Genomic DNA, 21,780 nt, shown 5'->3' with positions numbered 1-21,780 from the left:
TCGACTCACCGCAGGCGAAGAGGACGCAGGTGACACATTTCGACTCCCCCCGGCACACTGCGACACCTGAAGCCTGCACGGCGCCGGTGAATACGGCTATAGGTCAACCGGCCGTCACGCGTTGCGCCGGGTGCGACCGATCCGGAGACGTGATTCGGAGAACCGAACCGGGCGGCCCGTTGCGAATTCCCGAACGCAGCTCCGCCACTGTTGCAGAACCGTGTTACGTTGGCCTGAGCCTGTCCCGGAGGAAGCCACGACCAGCGCCTTCGGTGCGAATGGCGAGTTCGACAGGGTTGTCGGGCAGGTCAAGGCGGGCGGCACGCCGGTAATGCCACAAGAGCATTCCACCTCATGCGGCCAACCTGTCCGGAAATCGGCCGGATCCCACGACTCTGCTCCCGGAGTGACTTCACCTATCGACCACGATGGAGCAAGCTCATGTCCTTGCGGAAAGTGGCCGCGATAGCGGCAGCGCTACTCACCATCGGCGCGGTGAACCTCGCGGGCGCCCCGGCGCACGCGGGCGATTCCGGTCCGGTCGCCGCGTCGGGGTCCGAGGTGCGCCAGGCCCAGGTCGAGGCGAGACGGGCCGACGTCGCCCGACGGGCCGGCGTGTCCGCCGACATGCTCGACGGGCCCTGGCACATCGTCAACCGCCACAGCGGCAAGTGCCTGGCCGTCAACTGGGCCAGTCACGACGAGCGCGCGTGGGTCGTCCAGCACACCTGCGAGTACTCGGCGCCGTACAACGAGGAGTGGTACTTCGACGGCGCGCACATCGTCAACGGGCACACCGGCAAGTGCATGGCCGTCAACTGGGCGAGCCACGACGAGCGCGCCTGGGTCGTGCAGCACACCTGCGAGAGCTCCGCGCCGTACAACGAGAACTGGAACCGCGAGCACCTGGCGAGCGGGTACTCGCACTTCGTCAACCAGCACACCGGCAAGTGCTTGGCGGTCAACTGGGCCAGCCATGACGAGCGCGCCTGGGCGGTCCAGCACACCTGCGAGTACTCCGCCCCGTACAACGAGGAATGGCTCGTCACCTACTGACGAACCTGACTGCACGAACAGGTGGCGTTGGCCGTCGCGGACCGTGACGGCCGACGTCATACGCCGGGGATCTTCACCGGATCGTGTGCTGGCATGTTCCGCGTCGGAGGAGTGGGGTGGAATTACCCACAAGTGAAGGGGTGGTCCCCGTGACCGACCCGGCCGCCTTCGAGGCACTGAAGTTCCAGGGCGATCCGCTCGCCGACGCCGTGATCGCCCACCTGGTCGCCACCGACCGGGTCGGCGCGGTGAACGAGGTGCTGGAGCACTTCCGCGCCAACGACCAACCGATCCCGGAGCAGTTGCCCGAGGTCGTGCGCGAGTTCCTCGTCGCCACCGACAACCCGCCCGCCTGGGTGGATCCCGACCGGATCGCGCGGGCCTACGAGTTCTTCCTCGACGACGGGGTGCACGTCGCCTCGGTGCTCACCTTCGGCGCGATGGTCAACTGCTACGCCCAGCCGCGCCCCTCGCGGGTGCTGAGCCTCACCCACGGCCTCGCCCAGCCCCACCGGCGGCTGTCGGAGACGTCCCAGTTCGTCCTGAACATGATGGGCCGCGACGCTTTCGGCTCCGGTGGCGCGTTCGTGCCCACCATCCAGAAGACCCGCCTCATCCACGCCGCCGTCCGCCACTTCCTCACCGCGTCGGGCCGCTGGGACGTCGAAGCCGAGGGCGTCCCGGTGTGCCAGCAGGACATGGTCGGCTCCCTGCTCATCTTCTCCGTCCAGGTGATCGAGGGGATGCGGCGCATCGGCATCTCCGTCACCGAGGAGGAGGCCTCCGACTTCTACTACGTGTGGCGGGTCACCGGCGCCATGCTCGGCATCCCCGAAGAGGCACTCCCCCGGACGCTGGCGGAGGCACGGGAGCTGAGCACCGCCGTGGTCGAAGCGTCCTACGGCCCCTCCCCGGAGGGCGTGGTGCTCACCCGCCACCTGCTCGACCTCTACGAGAAGCTGTTCCCCGGCAAGGTGTTCGACGGCATCGTGGCCGCCGTGATCCGGCAGGTGGTCGACCCCGACGTGGCCGACTGGATGCAGGTGCCGAACTCCCGGGGCTGGGGCGGCGTGGTGCGCGTCGGCACCCGCCTGGTGCGGGCGCTGGAACGCTCCGAGGACACCAGCGCGCTGGCCACCACCATCCTCGACCGGGCGGGCGCGCTCCTGCTCGGCGGCAGCGTCCGCAACCTCACCAACGGCCAGTCGACCACCCTCAGCATCCCCGCCGACCTGCGTGAACGGTGGGAGGCCGCGGGCCGGTCACCGCTGCCCGCCGAGGAGGGGACGGCCGCCGAGCCGGTGTGACGGTCCCTAGGCACGCCGCGGCCGAGGTCGGTGGGACGTGGGGCCGAGCTCGTCGTCGAGCCGCAACGACTCCAGGAACGCGACCGCGGCCCGGTGCGCCTGCCCGTCCGGTGGCACGACCTCCAGCAGCGCGACCAGTTCGAGCAGTCGGTCCTTGTCCACGGCCTCGAAGTACCGGGTCAGGTACGGGTTCCACCGGCTGTCCAGCCGGAGCACCAGGCCACCGCCGTCCAGCGCGTCGACCAACACCGACGTCCCGTCGTGCTCCTCGATGCGCCAGGCCGGCAGCGGCGCCACCAGGCGCCGGAACCGGTCGACCATCCGCTCATACCCGCGCCGATCCACGCCAACCACCCCTGATCACCGACGACATCGCCCTCATTCCGCTGGGCACTGGCACGGCGGCCGGGGAAGAACCGCGTCCCGATCATCGCACACGCGTTCGAATCCATGTCAAGTGGAATCACACGTTCGAGACCGCCGCCACCTCGGCTCAGGGCAGCGGCCAGATCGAGGTCCACGCGCCGCAAGTGTCCTCTGGGTAGGTCTTCTCGCGGTTGCGGTCGCCGACGCAGACCCGGAACTCGGCGACGTCTTCGGGGCGGAACGACACCGGGATGCGCTGGGGAGGGTTGACCGTCACCTGGCTGCCGTCGGGGCTGCGGGTCGCGTGGCGGCAGCTGTTGAACCAGGCGGGCCACTCCTCGCCGTTCACCCGGACGACCAGGATCGCGGACTTCCCGTCGGGGTTGTCGTCGAACAGCAGGAACTCGACCCGGTCGGCGCAGAACGTCGCGTGGGCGCGCTTGCCGTTCCGACTGGTCGCCTCGACGGTCGGCGTCGGGCACGGCGGGTCGTCGTCCGCCGAGGCACCGGAACCCGCCGGGTCGGGTGATCTCCCCGGTGTCGACCCGGTGCCGGACGGGTCGCCGGACGACACGGCCAGCCAGATCAGGGCACCGAGGAGCACGACCGCCGCGGCGGCGGCGTGCCAGGGCCGCACGAACCGGCTCAACCTCCGCCGGACGACCGCGGGCTCGCCAGGGCCGTCCGGCGGGGCTGAGACCGGCGAGGGTGGGACCGGCAGAGGTGAGACCGGCGAGGGTGCGTCCGACGGAGGTGAGACCGGCGAGGGTGGGACCGGCGAGGGTCGGACCGGCAGAGGTGCGTCCGGCGAGGGCACGTCCGGCGGAGGTATGTCCGGCGGAGGCGAGTCCGGTGGTGTCCGGTCGCCCCGCTTCCGGTCTGCTCGTCGTGCCGCTCTGAGCAGCGCCACGAGCTCCTCGGTCCGAGTCCTGCCCACGAGGAGCAGGCACATCTCGGCGAAGTCGTCCTCATTGCGCGGCAGGCGCTCGTGCTTCAGCCAGCCGCGGATGGTCGAGGCCGACAGGCCGTAGTTGCGATCCCGTTGCAGCTGGGCGCTGATCTCCTCGGCGAGCCGCGAACCGGTGTCGCGCCATGCCGCGTCGAAGCTCTCCCAGAAGACGCCGACCGCACCCTGGTTGTGATCCTCAGCCGCCACGGACCTCATTCTGGCCGCCGGGCGTCGTCGGCGAGGTCGAACCCGCCCCACGCGCGGCGCGAGTCGCGCGACTCACCCGCGACTCGCTGGATCGCCGCAGGCCGGCGCGGCGAACGTGAGGGAGCGACGAAGGACGCGCACCGCGTCCCGCGCTTCCGGAAGGAGACCCCGACCATGGTTCCCAGGCGACGAGCCGTGATCGACGCAGCCGGGCCACGAGCGGCCGCCCCTGCCCAGCCGGCACCGAGGATCCGCGGCGGCAAACGGGTGGCGGCGGTGGTGACGAGCCTGGTGGCCGGCGCGCTGCTGCCGGCGCCGTCCGCATCGGCGGCCCCGGTCGACACGTTCGGCCAAGTGGTCCGCGTGGTGGACGGCGACACCGTCATCGCGAGGATCGCCGGCAAGCAGCACCGCATCCGGATCACCGGGCTGAACGCGATGGAGCTGACCGACTACCGGCCCGGTCACCGGGACGGTGAGTGCCACGCACGGCAGGCCACCCGTCGGCTCGAATCGCTCGTCCTGGACAAGCGGGTGCGCGTCACCGCCCGCGAGGAGGACAGCCACAGCGGCAAGCGGAAGCGGTTGCGGCGCAGCCTCGCGGTCCAGGACGCGGGCGGGACGTGGGTCGACCCGGCCGGCGTCCTGATCCGGGAGGGCCTCGCGCTGTGGATGCCGAACGAGGTGGAACACCTGCCCAACTCCACCTACCCCGTCCTGGCGGCGCAGGCGGCCGCCGACGGCAAGGGGCTGTGGAACACCGACGCGTGCGGCGTGGGCCCCAGCCGCAACGCCTCGTTGCGGGTCACCGTGCAGTGGCAGGGCGCGGAGACCGCCTCGGTGCACAACACCGGCGCGAAGCCGGTCAGCCTCGCCGGCTGGTGGCTGCGCGACAGCTCGTACCACGGCAAGCGCGGCCGCGGCTACACGTTCCCCGCCGCCACGGTGGTTCCCGCCGGTGGAGCCGTCGTCCTGCACACCGGCAAGGGCTCGGACACCGGCGGCCACTACTACTGGAACCTCAAGAACCCGGTGTTCGACGACGTGACCGGCGCGCCCACGCTCATGGCCGACGGCGCCTACCTGTTCGACGTCGACGGTGACCTGCGGGCGGCGCAGCAGTACGCACCGCACGCGCCGATCCAGTTCCCCTGATCGGACCCGGCGATCCGCCAGGGGCGGCCGGGGAGTTCCGCCGAGTCCGCGCGGAGCTCCCCGGCCGCCCCGCCGTGTCAGTCCCGCCGTGTCAGTCCCGCCGTGTCAGTCCCGCCGTGTCAGTCCCGCCGTGTCAGTCCCGCCGTGTCAGTCCCGCCGTGTCCGTCTCTCGGGGGTCCGTCCTCGGTGACGTCGCCCGCCCTCCGCGACGGCTCCACGATCCGACTGCGGCTCACGAGTCGTCCCGCAGGGCTCCCGGCTTGTGCACCGCGTCCTTGCCGCTCTTGTCGCTGCGCACGCGGTACTGCGGCTCGTCCTCCGACGCGCGGACCTGCCTGCCGGCGGCTTCGGTGTCCTCGGTGATCTCCTCGACCACCTCGCCGGGCACCTCCTGCCCGTGGCTGGACCAGGTGACGTGGTCGCCCTTGTGGAGCTTCTTCTCGCCCATAGGAGGATTCTGTGTCGCCACGTCGTGCCGCGCAGGCAGGTCGCCCGCCGACCAGGCGCACGACCGGCTACTTTCACCCGACGGAGTGCTCGGCGGCCACCACGGTCCCGAGCCCCCAGGAGCATCGGAGGACGGGCGTTCATGAACAGGGTCACCGCGGTGGACGTGTTGCTGGACGGGTTCGGCCGCGTCCGCGAGTCCGTCGAACGAGTGCTGGACGGCTTGCCGCCGCACGGGGCGGCCCACCGGGTCGGCGGCACGGGCAACTCCATCGCCTGGCTGGTCTGGCACCTCACCCGCGTCCAGGACGACCACGTGGCCGAGGTGGCGGGCACCGACCAGGTGTGGACCGCCGACGGCTGGGCCGAGCGCTTCGACCTGCCGGTGCCGGACGACGACACCGGTTACGGCCACGACAGCGCGCGGGTCGCCGCGATCACCGCCCCGGCCGACCTGCTGCTCGGCTACCACCGGGCCGTGCACGACCGCACCACGGCCTACTTGCGCGGGCTGGGCGCCGAAGACCTGACGCGGGTCGTGGACGAGTCCTGGGACCCGCCCGTGACCCTGGCCGTGCGGCTGGTCAGCGTGCTGGACGACGACCTCCAGCACGTCGGCCAGGCCGCCTTCGTGCGCGGTGTGCTGCCCGCGAGCTGACCTCGGCGAACCCGGCGCGGCCGGGTCGTCGGCCGGTCCGCAATCCTGCGGCGAACCCACCCCGCGTGATCATCCCGACCGCTACCATCGCGGCGCGACAGTGGACCTGTTCGGACCGATGGGGTGGCGGGGTGACGGGCGAGGCCGTGCGGCTGCTCGGCGGCTTCGGTCGCCGGTACGCCGTCGCCGTGCGCCTCGCGATCCTGCCCCTCCTCACGGCGATCGCCCTGCTCAGGGCCTCGTCCGAGGGGTTCGCGGGCACGGCGCTGGTGGTCGCCCTCACAGTGGCCTGGACGTGCGGCCAAGCGTGGTGGCTGCGGCGGGGCGGCGGGGTCCTCGCGGTCGCGCTGGACGTGGTGGTCCTGTTGGGCCTGTGCCTGACCGTGTTCTGGACCGACGCGGTGGCGACGACCAACTCCGGGTGGCTCCGGCTCCTGGTGACCTTCGCGTGCGTGACCTGGCAGTGGCACACCACGCCGGTGACCGGCGCGGTCGCCGCGGTGACCGCCGGCGTGGGCATGTTCCTGATCTTCACGGCGGCCGACCTGCCCGTGGACGTGGTGCAGCTGTGGATGTTGGCGATGGCCGGGATGTCCAGGGCAGCCTGGGTGCTCGTCACCCGCGCCGCCGAGCGCGCCGACCGCACGGCGGCCGAGGCCGAACGGGCGCGTCGCGAGGCCGCGGTCGCCGAGGCGGAACGGGCCGCGGAGCGCGAGCTCGCGAACTCGCTGCACGACACCGCGGCCACCACGCTGCTGATGGTCGGCACCGGGCAGGTGCCGACCGGCGCGAGCTGGTTGGCCCCGCAGGCCCGGCGTGACCTGGCGCGGCTGCGTTCCTCCGGCCGGGGCACGCCGGACCGGGCCGACCTCGTCGACCTGCTGCGCGCCGATCTCGACGCCGGTCACCTGACCGTCGAGCTCGACGCGCCGCCGCGGCTGCCGCTGCCGTTCGACGCGGCGGGCGCGATCGCCGGCGCGGTCCGCGAAGCGCTCAACAACGTGCGACGCCACGCCGGCACGGATCGGGCGACGGTGCGGCTGCACGGCGACCCGACCGCGCTGCGCGTCGAGATCGCCGACGAGGGCCGGGGGTTCGCGGTCGACGACGCGTCGGGGGTCGCCCGGCGCGGGCTGCGCGAGTCCGTGCACGGCCGGATGAGCCGGATCGGCGGCACGGCGGCGGTCACCTCCGCAGCGGGAGCCGGCACGGTGGTGCGGTTGACCTGGCCGGCCGATCGTGGGTGACGAGGAGGCACGGGCGCAGCTCGGACGCGGCCTGCGGATCGCCACGCTGATGCTCGCCGTGCTGACGGTCGACGTGCTGGGCCTGGTCAACCTGGTGCGGCACCTGGGTTCGCACGACGTGCCCGCCGCCCAGTTCGGCGCGCTGGCGACGTTGACCGCGGTGCTGGCGACCGAAGCGGTGCTGGTGGTGCGCCGCCGGCCGTGGGGTGCGCTGCGGTGGCCGGCCGTCGCCGTGGTGCTCGTCGCGGCCGCGTCGTCGTACCTGACCCTGCCGGACGCCAGGGTGGCGACCACGGTGGACTGGCTGTTCGGCGCGGCCGGCTGGCCGATCCTGGTCGTGCTGCTCGACCGCCCGTTCCGCACGACGCTGCTGTTCCTGGTGGCGCACGAGCTGCTCGCGCTGGCGAACCTGTTGCTGTTCCACGACGTGAGCCGGGGCGTGCTCGCGCGGTTCGTCACCGGCTCGGTCACGGTGTTCGGCCTGCCGCTGTGCGTGGCCGTGGTGGCGGCCGTGCTGGGGCGGATCGGCACGCGGGCCGCCGAGTCCACCCGGGAGCTCGAACGGCTGCGCACCGCGCGAGCCGTCGCGGAGGCCGCGCACCGCCGCCGCACCCAGCGGTTCGCCGAGCTGAACGGCACGGCCGTGCCGCTGCTGGCCGGGCTGGCCGACGGTTCGCTCGCGCCGTCGGATCCGGCCGTGCGGCGTGACTGCGCGATCGAGGCGGCCCGGATGCGCCGGCTGTTCGCGGAGACCGACCAGGTCGAGAACCCGCTGCTGCACGAACTGCGCCACTGCGCGGACGTCGCCGACCGCAAGGGCGTCGAGGTGGAACTCGACGCGCGCGGCCAGTGGCCCGTGCCGCCGGTCGCCGTGCGGCGCGACCTCACCGACGCCGCGCTCACCGCGCTCGCGACGGCCGACTCGTGGGCGCGGATCACCGTCGTCGGCAGTGCCGAGCTGGTGTCGGTCAGCGTGGTCGCGGACTGCGCGGTGCGGGTCGCGCCGCCGCCGGCCGGCACCGACGTGCGGGTCGAGACCTTCGGCGGCGACGGGACCGTGTGGATGGAGGCCCGATGGCAGCCGAGCTGATCACGGCGGTGATCGTGGACGATCACGCGGCGATCGCGGCGGGAGTGGAGCACTGGTGCCGGCAGGCCGAGCCGCCGATCGAGGTCGTCGACGCCGGTGACCGCCTGGCCGACGTGTGGACCGGCCGGGGCGCCGAGGCCGACGTGGTGATCTTCGACCTGGAACTGGTGCCCGGCAAGCCGGATTTCGCCGGGCTGCGCAGGCTGGTCGACAGCGGACGACGGGTGGTCGTGTACTCGCAGCACACCGACGACGCCACCGCGATCAGGTGCGTCGACCTGGGCGCGCTGGCGTACCTGACCAAGCGGGAAGGCCCGCAACACCTCGTGCCCGCCATCAGGGCAGCGGCCGACGGCCGGGAGTACACCGCGCCGTCCCTGTCGGGCGCGTTCGCCGCCGACCGCACCCCCGGCCGACCGCGCCTGTCGCCCCGGGAGGTCGAGGTGCTGCGGGCGTGGTTCGCCTCCTCCTCCAAGGAACTCGTCGCCGCGAAGCTCCACATCACCGTCAAGACGGTCGACACCCACATCGCCCGGGTGCGGGTGAAGTACGCCAACGTCGGCCGGGCGGCACGCACCAAGAGCGAACTCGTCACCCGCTCGCTCGACGACGGCGTCATCACGCTGGCCGAGCTCAACGAGGACGCGCTGTAGGGCGTTCACCCGACATCACGACCCGCCACGTCCCGCCTAGGTTGATCCTGACGGGACCACTTCCCGCACCGTCCCGCTCGCTGCGAGCGAGTCGCAGCGAGCCCGACAACGATCCTGGAACAGTGATGTCCTACTTCCGCAAGGCGCTGCGCGCGCTCTCCGTACCGCTCGTGGTCGCCGCTCTCACGACGGCCGCGGACACCGACGCGGGCGCGGTGACGATCCTCCGTGCCGACTACGAGGACGGCACCACGTCGTCCGGCACCGACATCGGGCTCAACGAGTGCTGCCCGCACTCGATCGGCGTCACCACCAGCGTGTCGAGGACCGGGAACCACGCGATCCGGAGCCGACTGCGGTACGGCGATCCGGAGGTCGAGGTCGGCGGCACCAGGGCGGAGAGCCACACGCTCGGCATGGAGGACACCTACTTCCGGTCCGGTGGATCCGCCTACTACGGGTTCAGCGTCTACATCCCGAGCACGTGGCGCAACGACCGCGCCGAGGACATCGTCTTCCAGTGGAAGCCCTGGCCCGACGCGTGCGAGACCGACAAGGCGCCCAGCGCGTTCCTCACCACGCGGCCCTCGGGCGTGTGGCGGCTCCGCGTGAACTCCGACGGCGGCCGCTGCTCGACACCGGGCTCCACCACCAGCACGAGCTCCGACTTCGCCGACGTACGACCGGGGCGGTGGCACGACTTCGTGTTCCGGTTCAAGTGGAGCCACGGCGACGACGGGATCACCGAGGTCTGGCACCAGACGCACGAGAACCCCGGCTGGCGGCAGGTCGTGGCCAAGACCGGGCCGAACACCTTCAACGACGACGAGACCACGTACGGCTACCTTAAGTGGGGGATCTACAAGCCGGCGTGGAACACCGGGCCGACCGACGTCACCGACCGCACGGTCGCGCACGACAACGTCGCGATCGGCACGTCGTTCAGCGCGGTGGACCCGTCGGTGGCCCGCTGAGTTCGGCTGCCCGAGGAGGTGACGATCCCGGACGAGGCCGGAGGGTCGCGCCGGGCGACGGTTGAGGGTCGCGTCGGCGAGCAGGACCGGGCCTTGGCGGCGGTCGACGAGCGGGACTGACAGTCGTGATCGTCGTGGGGGCGGGTTCCCGCAGTGCGGCGACTTGATCGGGCCGGGTCGGCGGGCCACCATCACCGCGTGGCCATCCCATCACCCTTGAGCGAGTCGTTGCGGGATCCGATTTTCTGGGCCAGGTACACGTTCGCCCACGACGACGGTCCCGGCGCCGACCGGCTCGGTGACCTCGCGGAAGTGCTCGACGAGCTCGACGACGAAGAGGACGAGGACGACACTTCGCAAGACGTGGGGTTCGACGTCGGCGCGGGCCACCGCGTGGTGCTGACCGTCGACAACGCGATCGGCTACCACAGCCTGGGCATCGCCGACCCGGGCTCGCCCGACACGGTGGAGCTGGGCTGGGACGACATGGCGCACTGGCACCCGTACGCGCTGCGCTGGTCCGAGCTCGACCTCGTCTGCCGGGCCATCGCCGCCTTCGACCCGCGGCTGCCGCACCCCGGCGCACCGCTGGCGCTGCTCTGCCGGTTCGCCGCCGTCTTCGAGGACGACGACGTGGACCACGCCGTCGCCACCGTGGACGCGGCGTACGCCTCGCTGCGGCCGCAGGAGTGGACCGGCTACTGGCCGTGCGGCGCCGACTGGCTGGCACGCGCCGACTTCCGCGGCGAGAACGTGACCTGGCGGCGTGACGACGACGGCAACCTGTGGGCCCATCAGGACGCCGACCACGGCACGGACTTCTACAGCACCAGGATCGGACCGTCGGACGGCGCGGACCACTTCCCTCACGCCCGTCTGCGCGCCCTGCTGACCGCGGCCGCCACCACGCTGGAGACCGACACTCCCTAGTGCCAGGCCTTTCCGGCCGGCACGCGGGGCGGTTCACGCGCTGACCGGGCGGGTGCGGGCCCCGGTGGATCACTCGGCCGCGTCAGCGCGCGGCACGGGACAGGTGCCTCCGGGGCTGGTCAGGAGTTCGAAGTGCCACATCTCGTTGGCGTAGGCCTGGCACAGGCCGTGGTCCGCGCCGTTCCGGATGAGCCAGTCGGCGGCGTCGGTCGGGCCGATGTCGATGGCCTTGCCGATCACGTGCGCCGACTTCTCCGGCGTGCTGACCAGCCGCCGCGCCTCCTCCGCGCTGCCGTAGCGGACCACGGCTTCGTCGAACAGGCGCTGCTGGTACCGCTTGCTCCGCCAGCCCGACGTGACCCTGAGCTCGACACCGGCGTGACGAGCGTCCTCCGCCGCCGCCCGCACGGCCGCCAGCAGCCCGGCGTCCAGCTTGCGGATCGCGACGTGCTCGGTGTCGAACGGCGAGAGGTCGGTGCCCTCGGGGAGGCTGCCGTCCTCGCTCTCCCCCACCGGCGGGCCCTCCGCGCCGGAACCACCCGCCGTGACGTCCGCCGTGCAGGCGGACAGCGCCACCGCGAGCACCGCGACGACAACCGCCGCGGAGGTCCGTCGAGCCCACCGCGGTCGAACCCGCGGCGCCGCACCGTCCCGGCGTGAGCGCACCGAATCGCCGAACATCGTCACCTCGCTGACAGGGCCGGAGCCGAACAGCTCCGACACTGCCCGCGCGATGTCCGCGTCCCATGCGCGTCGTGTGCGCGTTCTGTAACAGCCGACCGGTCACCCGGCGTCGATCGGCTCGCCTCGCGGCACGGTGAGGGTGAACACCGCGCCGCCGTCGTGGTGGACGTCCAACCGGCCACCGTGCAGCCGGGCGTTCTCCTGCGCGATGGCCAGCCCGAGACCACTGCCCTCCGTGCCGCTGCGGGCGCGGTCGCCGCGCACGAAGCGGTCGAAGACGACCGGGGCCAGGTCGGCGGGCAGGCCGGGGCCGGCGTCGGCGACCACGACGCGCACCCGGCCCGGCTCCGTGCCGTCGACGGTCACGGTGACCGGTGGTTCGCCGTGCCGGACCGCGTTGGTCACCAGGTTGCGCACGATGGTGTGCAGGCGGCGGGGATCGCCGAACGCGGTGGCGTCACCGGTGCGCCGGACCGCGATGGCCGTGCCCGGCGCGCTCACCTGGACCGCGTCCGCGACCAGCGCCTCCAGGTCCACCGCCTCCGGTCGCAGTTCGGCGGCGCCCGCGTCGAACCGCGACATCTCCAGCAGGTCCTCCACCAGGGCGCCGAGCCGCCGCGCCTGGCTGCCGAGCAGTTCCGCCGAACGCGTGCGGTCCTCCTCGTCCGCGCTGTGCAGGCCGTCCGCCGCCGCGACCATCGACGCCAACGGGGTGCGCAGGTCGTGCGCCACGTCGGCGACGAACCGCCGTTGCTGCTGATCTTTGAGCCGCAGCTGCTCGATGGACTCCCCCAGCCGCTCGGCCATCGCGTTGAACGAACCGGCCAGGTCGGCCAGTTCGTCCCGGCCCTGCACCGGCAGCCTGGTGTCCAGCGCACCGTCGCCGAACCTGCGGGCGGCGACGGCCGCAGTCCGCACCCGGCGCTGCACGGTCCGCGCGGCCACCACGCCCAGCGCACCGCCGAGCAGGGCGATGACCGCCGCCACGAGGGCCAGCCGGTCGCGCAGCGCCGTCAGCTCCCCCTCGACGGCGCGCGCGTCGTAGAACTCGGCGAGCAGCAGGCCCGGTTCGACCTCGCCGACGATGACGAGCTGCGGACCGGCCGGGGTGTCCGCGGTGTAGCGCACCGAGCCCCAGCGGTTGCGTGCCTGGTCCACCTCGGACACAGGCAGCTGGCCGGGGAACGATCCGCCCGTGCCGGCGACCGGAACGTACTCGTCGTCGCGGGAGGTGGAGACGGGGCCGGAGGTCGGGGTGAAGTTGACCAGCGCCCAGGTCAGGCCCAGCCGGGCGCGCATGTACTCGGCGACGCCGTCCACCGCGGACCCGAAGGCGGTGCCGCGGACCAGGAACTGGTGCGCCTGCTGGGCGTCGGAGTCGAACGCGGCCTGGGCGGAGGCGGTGAACCGCTGCCGGGTGGACCCCGCCTGGAGCTGGTAGGTCGTCAGCGCCATCGCGACGGTCGTGAGGAGGGTGACGGCCGCGACGGTCAGCACGATGGCCGCACGCAGACCCGGCCGCCACGTCAGACCACCACCGGTCGGCGGACCGGGCCGCCGGGTCACGGCACCACGCCGCGGGTCGGGCCGCCGGGTCACGGCACCAGCCCGCAAGTCGGGCTGCCGGGTCACGGCGCGACCAGGCGGTAGCCGAATCCCCGCACGGTGCGCAGCAGCACGGGGTTGGCCGGTTCGGGCTCGATCTTCGCCCGCAGGCGGGCCACGGCGGCGTCGACCAGGCGTGAGTCGCCCGCGAACCCGTAGTCCCACACCCGCTTCAGCAGCACCTGCCTGCTCAGCACCTGCCCCGCGTGCTCGGCGAACTCGATCAGCAGGCGCAGCTCGGTGGACGTGAGGCTCAGCTCGACCCCGCCCCGGCTGACCACCATGGCGGCGGTGTCGAGTTCGAGGTCGCCGATGGTGTGCACGTGCGGCCTGGGCGGTCGCGCGGGCGCGGCCCGGCGCAGGATCGCCTTCACCCTGGCGTCGAGCACCCGCGGCTCGACCGGCTTCACCACGTAGTCGTCGGCGCCGCCCTCCAGGCCGACCACGACGTCCACCGCGTCACCGCGGGCGGTCAGCAGGATCACCGGGACCGTGTCGGTCGCGCGGATGCGGCGGCACACCTCGAACCCGTCGATGCCGGGCAGCATCACGTCGAGCAGCACCAGGTCCACCGCGCTCCGCCGGTCGGCCAGGGCCTCCAGCGCCGCCTCACCGGTGACCGCCACCGCGACCTCGTGGCCGAGACCGCGCAACGCCCGGGACAACGCCTCGGCCACCATCGCGTCGTCCTCGACGAGCAGCAACCGCGACACCGGTCGGACTCCTCGCTGTCGGCAGCACCGTCCGGACCACGGTATACCAGCGTTTACGCCGAACGGCTCAGCCGCCCGAGGGCGGCGGTGCGGTCCACGTGATGCCGCACAGGTAGCGGTCCATGGTGTCGTCCACGCGGACGCCGGGGAACGCCTCGCGGTACCGCGCGTGGCACTCGCGGCGCGTCGGCGGCCGGTTGCGGGTGACGTGGTCCAGCCACACCGGGTGCAGGCGCAGCCGCAGCACGTCGGCGGCGACCGGCAGGGAGCGGTGGCGGACGGCCATCATCGCGGCCACCCGGAACGCCTGCGCGCGGTGCCACCAGCGGGACCGGCCGGGCGGGTTGACCACCTCGACGGCCACCAGCCGGCCGCCCGGCGCGACCAGGTCGCGGACGTGGGGCAGCACGCGGGGGTAGTCGCCCACGGCGAACAGGGTGTTGACCGAGAGCACCAGGTCGAAGCGGCCGTCCCGGTCGGCCGTGACGTCGAACAGGTCGCGCGCCTGGTAGTCGATGTTCGACCGGCCGCGTTCCGCCCGTGCGATGGCGATCTCCCGCTCGGCGGCGTCCACCGCGAGCACCGAGTCGTACCGGTCGGCGAGCAGACCGCTGTACCGGCCCGAGCCGCACCCCAGGTCGAGCGCGCGGCCGCCGCCGCCCGGCACCGCCGCCCGCAGCCACGGCCGGTACAGCACGTCGGTGATCTCGGCGTACCGCTGGTAGTGCCGCGCCAGCACGTCGAAGTGCGCGGTCACCACGTCACCTCGGAGGAGAGGAACTCGTTGCTCACCACGTCCCCGGACCCCAGGCCGTCCGGGACGGTGCCGCGCTTCGCGGCCGTCAACGGCCGCAGGTCGGCCACCAGCCGGTCGACGCGGGCGAGGTCGAAGTCACCGACGACCGGCGTGACGCCGTCGTGGCTCAACCCCAGCGACCGCATCTGCTCCTGGGCGTACCGCGCGCGTTCGACGCTGTACTGCGTGCCCGCGTTCAGCTCGCGCACCATGCGCACCAGCGCCTCGTTGGTGGGGCCGGGATCGCGGACGTAGGCGACGGTGCTGCGTTGCAGGATCGGCACGAGCCGGCGCAGGCACGGCGCCAGCCGCTCCTGCTCGGTCGCCGCGACCGCCAGCGCCTCCGGGTAGATCGGGTAACCGCTGTCGTGCACCAGGGCGAAGGCCACCGGCCGCTTCCACGGCTCGATCTCGTGCTCGTAGCGGTACGGCTCGTTGGTGGCGTAGCCCTGCTGGGCGATGGCGCCGTCGGCGGCCACGAACCGGGCGGGCGAACCGTCGTACGAACCGTCCACTTGCGACTGTCGCAGCTTGCCGCTGTGCACCAGGTAGTCGACGTAGGAGGCGCCGTTGGCGTGGACGACCGGGGTGTCGGTCCGGCCGATGTCCTCGATGGTGCGCCAGTCCGGGTGGTGCTCCGGCGACCACATGATCATCTGCGGGCTCTTGTCCAGCGGCGCGAACACCGCGCGGGTCGGGAAGGACCCCGCCTCCTGCACCGCTTCGTCGGTGGCGATGCTGCCGAGCGTGATCGCGGGATCGGCGGCCATGAGCGCCGACACCCGTTGGAAACCGGTCACCGGGCCGCCTGCCCGCACCTGCAGCCGCACGCCGGTGTCGCGCCCGTCCTCCAGCAACGGGCCCTCGACGGCCTTGCGCTGGGAGTCCACGGTGAACCCGCTGCCCAGCAACCGGTACAGGCCACCGTGCTCGGCCTGCGGGAACCAGTTCATCTGCACCACGACCGTGTCCGGGCAGGTGCCCGCCAGGGACTCGGCGGCGGGCGGCGGCGCACCGACGCCCGGGTCGGCGGGTGTCGTGCACGCCACGACGGCCGAGGCGATGACGATGATCGACAGCAGGCGGCGCCCGGTTACCATGCGCTAGGTCCCCCTCAGAACCACGACGATCCACAGCGACGGCGGTGGCCTGCCCAGGCTGTCACATCGACACCGCGGCGGTCACGGCCACCGGCAGTCGGAGACGGAGGCGCGATGACGGCACCCGGCCCGGCCGAACCGCTGCTGGACCTCACCGGTGTCACCAGGTCGTTCTCCGGCGGTGTGACCGCGATCACCGACGTGGACCTCACGGTCCGGCGCGGCGAGATCGTCGCGCTGATGGGTCCTTCGGGCTGCGGCAAGAGCACCGTGCTGCAACTGGCGGCCGGGCTCGACCGGCCGACCTCGGGTGCGGTGGCACGGCACACCGGGCGGGTCGGCTACGTCTGGCAGGACCCGACGCTGCTGCCCTGGCGCACCGCGCGGCGCAACGTGGAGCTGTTCGACGAGTTGGACGGCACGCCCAAGGCCGGCCGCCGGCAGCGGGCCGAACGGGCGCTGGCCGCCGTCGGGCTCGCCGAGTTCGTCGACCACCGGCCCGCGCAGCTCTCCGGTGGGATGCGGATGCGGGTGGCGCTGGCCCGTGCGCTGGTGGTGGAACCCGAGCTGTTCCTGTTCGACGAGCCGTTCGCCGCGCTGGACGAGCTGACCAGGCACGAGTTGGGCGACGAGCTGTTGCGGCTGTTCGCCCGGCACGGCTTCGGCGCGCTGTTCGTCACGCACTCGGCGGGTGAGGCCGTGCACCTCGCCGACCGGGTGCTGGTCATGTCGCCGCGGCCGGGTCGGGTGGTGGCGGAGGTCGCGGTGCCGTTCGACCGGCCCCGGTCGCCGGGCGCGCGGACCTCGCCGGAGCACGCCGCGCTGGTGGGCGCGGTGTCGCGGGCCATGGTGGCCGCGTCGTGAAGCGGGTGCTGCCGCCGCTGGTGGTGCTGGTCACGATGCTCGGCGCGTGGACCGCGGTGAGCTACGGCGTGCTGTCGCCGCGCCGGCGGTTCCTGCTGCCACCGGTGGACGAGGTGGTTCGGGTCGGTTTCCTGGACCCGCACAACCGGGCGGAGTTGTTGGCGGGCCTGGCGTTGACCACGCGGGTCGCTGGGACGGGTCTGGCGATCTCCGTGGTCCTCGGCGTCGGCCTGGCCGTGGTGATGGCCCAGTCGCGGTTGTTGGAGCGGGCGGTGTACCCGTACGTCGTCGTCGTGCAGACGATCCCGGTGCTGGCGCTCGTGCCGCTGTTCGGGTTCTGGTTCGGCTTCGGTTTCCCGAGCCGGGTGCTGGTGTGCGTGCTGCTGTCGTTGTTCCCGCTGGTGGCCAATACGCTGTTCGGCATCCGGTCGGTGCCCAAGGCGCAGCACCAGCTGTTCGACCTGCACCGCGCGGGACGCTGGACCCGGCTGTGGAAGTTGCAGCTGCCCGCCGCGCTGCCCGCGCTGTTCACCGGGCTGCGCATCGCCGCGGGTGGCAGCGTGATCGGGGCGGTGGTCGGCGACTTCTTCTTCCGCCAGGGCGAGCCGGGACTGGGCGTGCTGATCGACAACTACCGGTCGCAGCTGGCCTCGGCCCGGATGTTCGCCGCCGTGGTGCTGGCCAGCGGGCTGGGCATCGCGGTGTTCCTCGTGTTCGGTGCGCTGGCGCGGTGGGCGGTGGGCCGCTGGCACGAGTCCGCCGACGGCTGACCGACTTCGGCACCGCGCAGTCGCTGGACCACCCGGGGCTGACCGCCACCGGTTCGTTGATCGGCTCGCCCGCGTACATGTCGCCGGAACGGCTCTCGGGCGGGCAGGCCTCGCCGGCCTGGGACCTGTGGGCGCTGGGCGCGACGCTGTTCTTCGCCACCGAGGGCCACGGCGCGTTCGGCCGCGACAGCACGTCGGCGACCATGCTCGCGGTGATGACCGAACGCCCGCGGCCGCGGTCGACATCGGGTCCGCTGACCGAGCTCGTCGTCCGTCTGCTCGAACCCGACCCAGCACGCCGCCTGCGCGCGCCACAGGCGCAACGGCGGGTCGAGCGGGCACTGGCCGCGGCGCCGCGCCGCGTGGAAGCTGCGCGTCGAGAACGGCCACCGCGTCTCCCATCGCGGCTCCTCCTGCTTCGTCGGCCGGGCGGACGGTGCGCAGCTGACCGAGCCGATCATGACCGAGGACTGACACCCGACCGGAACTAGCGCCGCTCCACGGGTCGGGCGCGGTCGAGCTCGTCCAGTTGCCGCCGCACCCGGTCGGCGTCGTCGTCGCGGCCCTGTTGCCGGTACAGCTCCAGCGCTTCCCGCCACGCCGCCCGTGCGCGGTCGTGGTCGCCGAGGGCGACGTGGGGGTGGCCGAGGTGGTCGAGGGCGTCGGCGGCCCGGTAGGCGTAGCCGTGGTCCCGGAACAGGGCGATGGCGCGCTCGTGGCGGCGGACCGCGTCGGCGTGCCGTCCGGTGCGGTGGTCGACCCAGGCGAGCGTGTCCAGGTTGTTCGCCTCGCCCTCGGGGTCGTAGTGGCGGTCGTACAGGGCGAGGGCGGCACGGCAGTGCTCGCGCGCCGCGTCGAAGTCGCCGAGCCGCGAGGCGAACCAGGCCACGCCGCTGAGCGCGTTGGCCTCGCCCACCGGCTCGCCGAGCGCCCGGTAGAGCTCCAACGCCCGGGTCGCGTGCGCCAACGCCTGCCGGTGCTCGCCCCGCCGTTCCCACGCCCGCGCGAGCACCTGGTTGGTGTGCGTCTGGTTGGGCACGTCGTGGTGGCGTTCGGCCAGGGCGAGGGCACGGCGCAGGTGCCCGATCGCTTCCTCGTGGTCCTTCAGGTACGCGTGGGCGCGGCCGAGGAGCCGGTGGGCCAGGACCAGTTCGCCGTGCTCGGGCAGGTGCTCGGCGGCGGCCAGCGCGACCCGCCACACGGTGAGCTGGTCGTGCAGATGCCCGCGCCGGTCGAGGAAGTCGGCCATGGCCCACGCGAGCCGCCACGCGGTGCGGTGCAGCCCTCGACCGGCGGCGGTGTGCTGGGCGGCGAGCAGGTTGGCGTGCTCGCCCTCGAACCAGGCCAGCACCTCCCGGCTGTCGGACAGGTCGTGGGTGTGCACGCCGGGTGCGGGCGGGTCGAGCCGGATCGCGGGGCGGTGCGGGTGGATCACGCGGTCGGCCGCGTGGGCGGTGTGGGTGTAGAAGTCGAGCAGCCGCCGCAGTGCCGCCGCCCGCGTGCCCTCGTCCAGCTCCTCGTGGGCGCTGGTGGCGGCGTGGCGGCGGATCAGGTCGTGCGCCCGGTAGCGGCCCGCGCCGTCCTGGGTGAGCAGCGACGCCTGTTCCAACCCGCGCAGCACCGCCCTGGTCTCGTGCGGCGGCAGGCCGACCAGGCTCGCCGCGGCCGGCAGCCCGATGTCCGGGCCGGGCGCGGCGCCCAGCAGGGCGAACGCCCGCGCCTGGTCCGGCGTGAGAGCGCGCCGGGACCAGGACAGGACGGTGGGCAGGCTGGCGGCCGGGTCGTCGTCGTGCAGCGCGTCGAGGCCGAGGTCGCGCAACTCCCCGGCGAGCACGGCCAGGGGCAGGTGCGGGTCGACGTGGGCGCGGCCCGCGATGATGCTCAGCGCCAACGGGTAGCCGCCGCACAGTTCGATGAGCGCGTCCACCGCCGCGGGCTCGGCGTCGATCCGCGCCGGGCCGAGCCGGTCGGTCAGCAGGGCACGCGCCTCGGCCTCGGGCAGCACGTCCAGCGGCACGTGCCGCGCGCCGTGCCCGGTGATCAGCCCGGGCAGGCGGTTGCGGCTGGTGACCACCACGGTGCACGACCCGCCGCCCGGCAGCAGCGGCGTGACCTGGGCGGTGTCGGCGGCGTTGTCGAGCACGAGCAGCATCCGGCGGTCCGCCACCAGGCTCCGGAACAGCGCGAAGTTGGCGTGCGGGTCGACCGGCAGCCGACGCGGCTCGACGCCCAGCGCGTCGAGGAAACCGCGCACCGCGACCGCGGGCGGCATCGGGTCGCCCTCGGGACCGAAGCCGCGCAGGTCGACGAAGAGCTGCCCGTCGGGGAACCGGTCGACGTGCCGGTGCGCCCAGTGCAGCGCCAACCAGGTCTTCCCGATGCCACCCGCACCGGCGATGGCGGAGATCACCACCGTGCCCGGTGCGTCGCCCACGGCGAGGCCGAGCCGGTCCAACTCGGTGCGGCGACCGACGAACGGCGCCGGTGCGGCCGGTAGCTGGCGCGGCGCGGGTGTGGCCCGCGTCGGCGGTGGCGCCGAGTCGGTCACCGCACCCGGCGGTGGTGCCAGCAGGGCGGGGTCGGCGGCCAGGATCCGCCGGTGCAGCTCGCGGACCGGCTCACCGGGGTCGGTGCCCAGCTCCTCGACCAGCCGCTCCCGCAGCCGCTGGTAGTGCTGGAGGGCGTCCGCCGACCGGCCCGCGCGGTGCAGGGCGAGCAGGTACTGGCCCGCCACCCGTTCGTCCAACGGGTGCTCCGCGGCACTCGCGCACAGCTCCGCCACCAGCTCCTCGCCCTCGCCGACCCGCAACCGGGCGTCGACCAGGTCGTGCGCGGCGGTCAGGCGCTCCTGCCGCAGGCGGTCGCGCTCGACCTCGACCCACTCCCCGCTCAGGCCGGTCAACGGGTCGCCGCGCCACAGCGCCGACGCCTCGGCCAGCAACGCCACCGCGTGCACGTCGTCGTCGGTGGCGCGGGCACGGGCGCACAGGTCGTGGAACCGGTGCAGGTCCACCACCTGGTCCGGCCGGTCCAGCACCAGCGCGTAGCCGCCGGAGCGCAACACGATCGCGGTGTCGTCGTCCCCGGCGTCGTTCAGGGCGCGGCGCACGCGTGAGATGTGGCTGTGCAACGTGGCGGGCGCCCGCCGCGGCGTGTCCGCGCCCCAGACCCGCCACAGCAGCAGGTCCACCGGCACCACCCGACCGGCGTCCACCGCCAACGCGGCCAGCACGCACCGCTGCCGGGCCGGGCCCAGGTCCACGGACCGACCACCCAGGTGCGCGGTCACCTCGCCGAGCAGACCCAACTCCACCGCTGTCCAGTCCTCCCCGGCCGTGCCCGTCTCCCGCCGAAGGCGGGGGTGGCGGGCCGACCTGCGCAATGCAGAACTCTCGCAAGCGGTTCACACGAACGGCCGACGACCCTGTGCACGAGGCGGCCCGACTGGGGGTCGGGCCGCCTCGCCGCCGCCGAGGCGGCCGCCCGTCACAGCCCGAAGGCCAGCAGCACGCTGCCGTTCGGGTTCGGGTAGGTCGGCCAGTAACCCGCCTGCACGTACACCATCCCACCGGACACCACCGCGCCGCCGCCGCTGCCCGAGATCGCACCACCCCGGCCCGGCAGCCCGTTGACGCCGGTGAAGTCCCGCAGCGTGTCGAACGTCCACAGCACCCGGCCGTCACGGGCCGCGTACGCCCGCAGCTTGCCGTCGTTGCTGCCCTCGTAGACCAGGCCGGGGCTGCTGGTCACGCCGGGGCCGTGGGCGAGCGTGCAGATGTCCGGGTGCGCGGCCGCACCGCCGGTCGTGCAGCCGTCGGCCGGGTTGGGCGTCTCCCACAGCACGTCGCCGGTCGCCGGGTCGAGCGCGAACACCTTGCCCGGATCGGCGAAGTAGGTCGCCACGTACAGCCGCTCGCCGTCGAAGCTCGTGCCCCACTGGATGCCGCCGAAGCCCGCGCCCGGGATCGGCAGGCCGAGCGCCCGCCGCCACACGACCTCGCCCGTCCGGGCGTCGAACACGTGGTACACGCCGAGCTTCTGCCCGACGCCCACCAGGGCGCGGCCGTCGACGGTGAACAGGTTGGGCGTGGCCCCGATGTCGTAGTCCAGCGCCGTGCCGTCCGCCAGACCGGGGCAGGAGGGCGCGCCGTCCGGGGTGTTGCACAGCAGGCGCCACGTGTCGGCCTCGGTGACTGGTTGCGCCACCGC

22 protein-coding genes are annotated in these 21,780 nt (G+C 73.3%); 12 read left to right on the top strand and 10 right to left on the bottom strand.

The features are described 5' to 3' along the window. Positions 1-441: 441 nt before the first annotated feature. Both AB0K14_RS06670 and AB0K14_RS06665 read left to right on the top strand, forming a co-directional pair. Positions 442-1,056: an RICIN domain-containing protein gene (locus AB0K14_RS06670; RefSeq protein WP_360466648.1), complete on the top strand. Its 615-nt coding sequence runs from the start codon at positions 442-444 to the stop codon at positions 1,054-1,056. Between the two features lie 149 nt (positions 1,057-1,205). Then, positions 1,206-2,363, top strand: coding sequence for an oxygenase MpaB family protein (locus AB0K14_RS06665; RefSeq protein WP_360466645.1), 1,158 nt, complete (start codon positions 1,206-1,208; stop codon positions 2,361-2,363). A 6-nt stretch (positions 2,364-2,369) separates the two neighbouring features. Here the strand turns inward: AB0K14_RS06665 and AB0K14_RS06660 are convergent, their stop codons facing one another. Together AB0K14_RS06660 and AB0K14_RS06655 are read right to left on the bottom strand one after the other, a co-directional pair. Beyond that, entirely contained in the window at positions 2,370-2,708 is a 339-nt protein-coding gene (locus tag AB0K14_RS06660; protein WP_360466642.1) for a hypothetical protein, read from the bottom strand. A gap of 148 nt (positions 2,709-2,856) precedes the next feature. Next, positions 2,857-3,885 carry a hypothetical protein gene (locus tag AB0K14_RS06655; protein ID WP_360466639.1) on the bottom strand — a complete coding sequence of 343 codons (1,029 nt, stop codon included), beginning with the start codon at positions 3,883-3,885 and terminating at the stop codon, positions 2,857-2,859. A gap of 195 nt (positions 3,886-4,080) precedes the next feature. Here AB0K14_RS06655 and AB0K14_RS06650 point away from each other — a divergent pair, with 195 nt between their 5' ends. Next, positions 4,081-5,040, top strand: a complete 960-nt coding sequence (locus AB0K14_RS06650; RefSeq protein ID WP_360466637.1) for a lamin tail domain-containing protein — start codon at positions 4,081-4,083, stop codon at positions 5,038-5,040. A 232-nt stretch (positions 5,041-5,272) separates the two neighbouring features. Here AB0K14_RS06650 and AB0K14_RS06645 read toward each other — a convergent pair whose 3' ends face one another. Then, positions 5,273-5,488, bottom strand: a complete 216-nt coding sequence (locus tag AB0K14_RS06645; RefSeq protein ID WP_360465084.1) for a DUF2945 domain-containing protein — start codon at positions 5,486-5,488, stop codon at positions 5,273-5,275. Positions 5,489-5,629: 141 nt separating this feature from the next. Between AB0K14_RS06645 and AB0K14_RS06640 the strand changes: the two genes are divergently transcribed. The 6 genes from AB0K14_RS06640 (at position 5,630) to AB0K14_RS06615 (ending at position 11,039) form a co-directional block, all read left to right on the top strand. Beyond that, positions 5,630-6,145 (top strand): DUF664 domain-containing protein, encoded by a 516-nt coding sequence (locus AB0K14_RS06640; protein ID WP_360465081.1) that lies wholly within the window; start codon positions 5,630-5,632, stop codon positions 6,143-6,145. 131 nt (positions 6,146-6,276) lie between these two features. After that, a complete protein-coding gene (locus tag AB0K14_RS06635; protein ID WP_360465078.1) occupies positions 6,277-7,392 on the top strand; it encodes an ATP-binding protein in 1,116 nt (371 codons plus the stop codon). Continuing rightward, on the top strand, positions 7,385-8,482 hold the full coding sequence (locus tag AB0K14_RS06630; RefSeq protein WP_360465075.1) for a hypothetical protein: 1,098 nt from the start codon (positions 7,385-7,387) through the stop codon (positions 8,480-8,482). Before AB0K14_RS06635 ends, AB0K14_RS06630 begins: the two co-directional genes overlap by 8 nt. After that, entirely contained in the window at positions 8,467-9,135 is a 669-nt protein-coding gene (locus tag AB0K14_RS06625; RefSeq protein WP_360465072.1) for a response regulator transcription factor, read from the top strand. Before AB0K14_RS06630 ends, AB0K14_RS06625 begins: the two co-directional genes overlap by 16 nt. 125 nt (positions 9,136-9,260) lie before the next feature. Further along, complete coding sequence (locus AB0K14_RS06620; protein ID WP_360465087.1) at positions 9,261-10,109, top strand: polysaccharide lyase; 849 nt, start codon at positions 9,261-9,263, stop codon at positions 10,107-10,109. A 198-nt stretch (positions 10,110-10,307) separates the two neighbouring features. After that, positions 10,308-11,039: a hypothetical protein gene (locus AB0K14_RS06615; protein ID WP_360465069.1), complete on the top strand. Its 732-nt coding sequence runs from the start codon at positions 10,308-10,310 to the stop codon at positions 11,037-11,039. A gap of 69 nt (positions 11,040-11,108) precedes the next feature. On the opposite strand, the gene AB0K14_RS06610 is transcribed toward AB0K14_RS06615, so the two are convergent. From AB0K14_RS06610 to AB0K14_RS06590, 5 genes are all read right to left on the bottom strand, one after another. Next, positions 11,109-11,615, bottom strand: coding sequence for a M15 family metallopeptidase (locus tag AB0K14_RS06610; RefSeq protein ID WP_360465066.1), 507 nt, complete (start codon positions 11,613-11,615; stop codon positions 11,109-11,111). Positions 11,616-11,822: 207 nt separating this feature from the next. Next, positions 11,823-13,289: a HAMP domain-containing sensor histidine kinase gene (locus AB0K14_RS06605; RefSeq protein WP_360465062.1), complete on the bottom strand. Its 1,467-nt coding sequence runs from the start codon at positions 13,287-13,289 to the stop codon at positions 11,823-11,825. Positions 13,290-13,351: 62 nt separating this feature from the next. Beyond that, the gene (locus tag AB0K14_RS06600) at positions 13,352-14,041 is read right to left on the bottom strand and encodes a response regulator transcription factor (protein WP_360465059.1); all 690 of its coding nucleotides are present in this window, start codon (positions 14,039-14,041) and stop codon (positions 13,352-13,354) included. 67 nt (positions 14,042-14,108) lie between these two features. Beyond that, positions 14,109-14,798, bottom strand: coding sequence for a class I SAM-dependent methyltransferase (locus tag AB0K14_RS06595; RefSeq protein WP_360465056.1), 690 nt, complete (start codon positions 14,796-14,798; stop codon positions 14,109-14,111). Beyond that, entirely contained in the window at positions 14,795-15,937 is a 1,143-nt protein-coding gene (locus tag AB0K14_RS06590; protein ID WP_360465053.1) for an ABC transporter substrate-binding protein, read from the bottom strand. The genes AB0K14_RS06595 and AB0K14_RS06590 overlap by 4 nt, the downstream gene beginning before the upstream one ends. A gap of 114 nt (positions 15,938-16,051) precedes the next feature. Here AB0K14_RS06590 and AB0K14_RS06585 point away from each other — a divergent pair, with 114 nt between their 5' ends. The 3 genes from AB0K14_RS06585 to AB0K14_RS06575 are packed head-to-tail and all read left to right on the top strand — an operon-like array spanning position 16,052 to position 18,062. Beyond that, positions 16,052-16,801, top strand: a complete 750-nt coding sequence (locus AB0K14_RS06585; RefSeq protein WP_360465050.1) for an ABC transporter ATP-binding protein — start codon at positions 16,052-16,054, stop codon at positions 16,799-16,801. Next, complete coding sequence (locus AB0K14_RS06580) at positions 16,798-17,571, top strand: ABC transporter permease subunit (RefSeq protein ID WP_360465047.1); 774 nt, start codon at positions 16,798-16,800, stop codon at positions 17,569-17,571. Before AB0K14_RS06585 ends, AB0K14_RS06580 begins: the two co-directional genes overlap by 4 nt. Beyond that, positions 17,532-18,062, top strand: coding sequence for a hypothetical protein (locus AB0K14_RS06575; protein ID WP_360465044.1), 531 nt, complete (start codon positions 17,532-17,534; stop codon positions 18,060-18,062). The genes AB0K14_RS06580 and AB0K14_RS06575 overlap by 40 nt, the downstream gene beginning before the upstream one ends. Here the strand turns inward: AB0K14_RS06575 and AB0K14_RS06570 are convergent. Both AB0K14_RS06570 and AB0K14_RS06565 read right to left on the bottom strand, forming a co-directional pair. After that, positions 18,059-20,884: a BTAD domain-containing putative transcriptional regulator gene (locus AB0K14_RS06570; protein WP_360465041.1), complete on the bottom strand. Its 2,826-nt coding sequence runs from the start codon at positions 20,882-20,884 to the stop codon at positions 18,059-18,061. The genes AB0K14_RS06575 and AB0K14_RS06570 overlap by 4 nt on opposite strands. A 173-nt stretch (positions 20,885-21,057) precedes the next feature. Continuing rightward, positions 21,058-21,777, bottom strand: a complete 720-nt coding sequence (locus tag AB0K14_RS06565; protein WP_360465039.1) for a PQQ-binding-like beta-propeller repeat protein — start codon at positions 21,775-21,777, stop codon at positions 21,058-21,060. Between the last annotated feature and the right edge of the window lie 3 nt (positions 21,778-21,780).

This window comes from Actinosynnema sp. NPDC050801, from assembly GCF_040673975.1.
In the GTDB taxonomy this organism is placed as follows: Bacteria; Actinomycetota; Actinomycetes; order Mycobacteriales; family Pseudonocardiaceae; genus Actinosynnema.
This window is presented reverse-complemented; position numbering and strand designations above follow the sequence as displayed.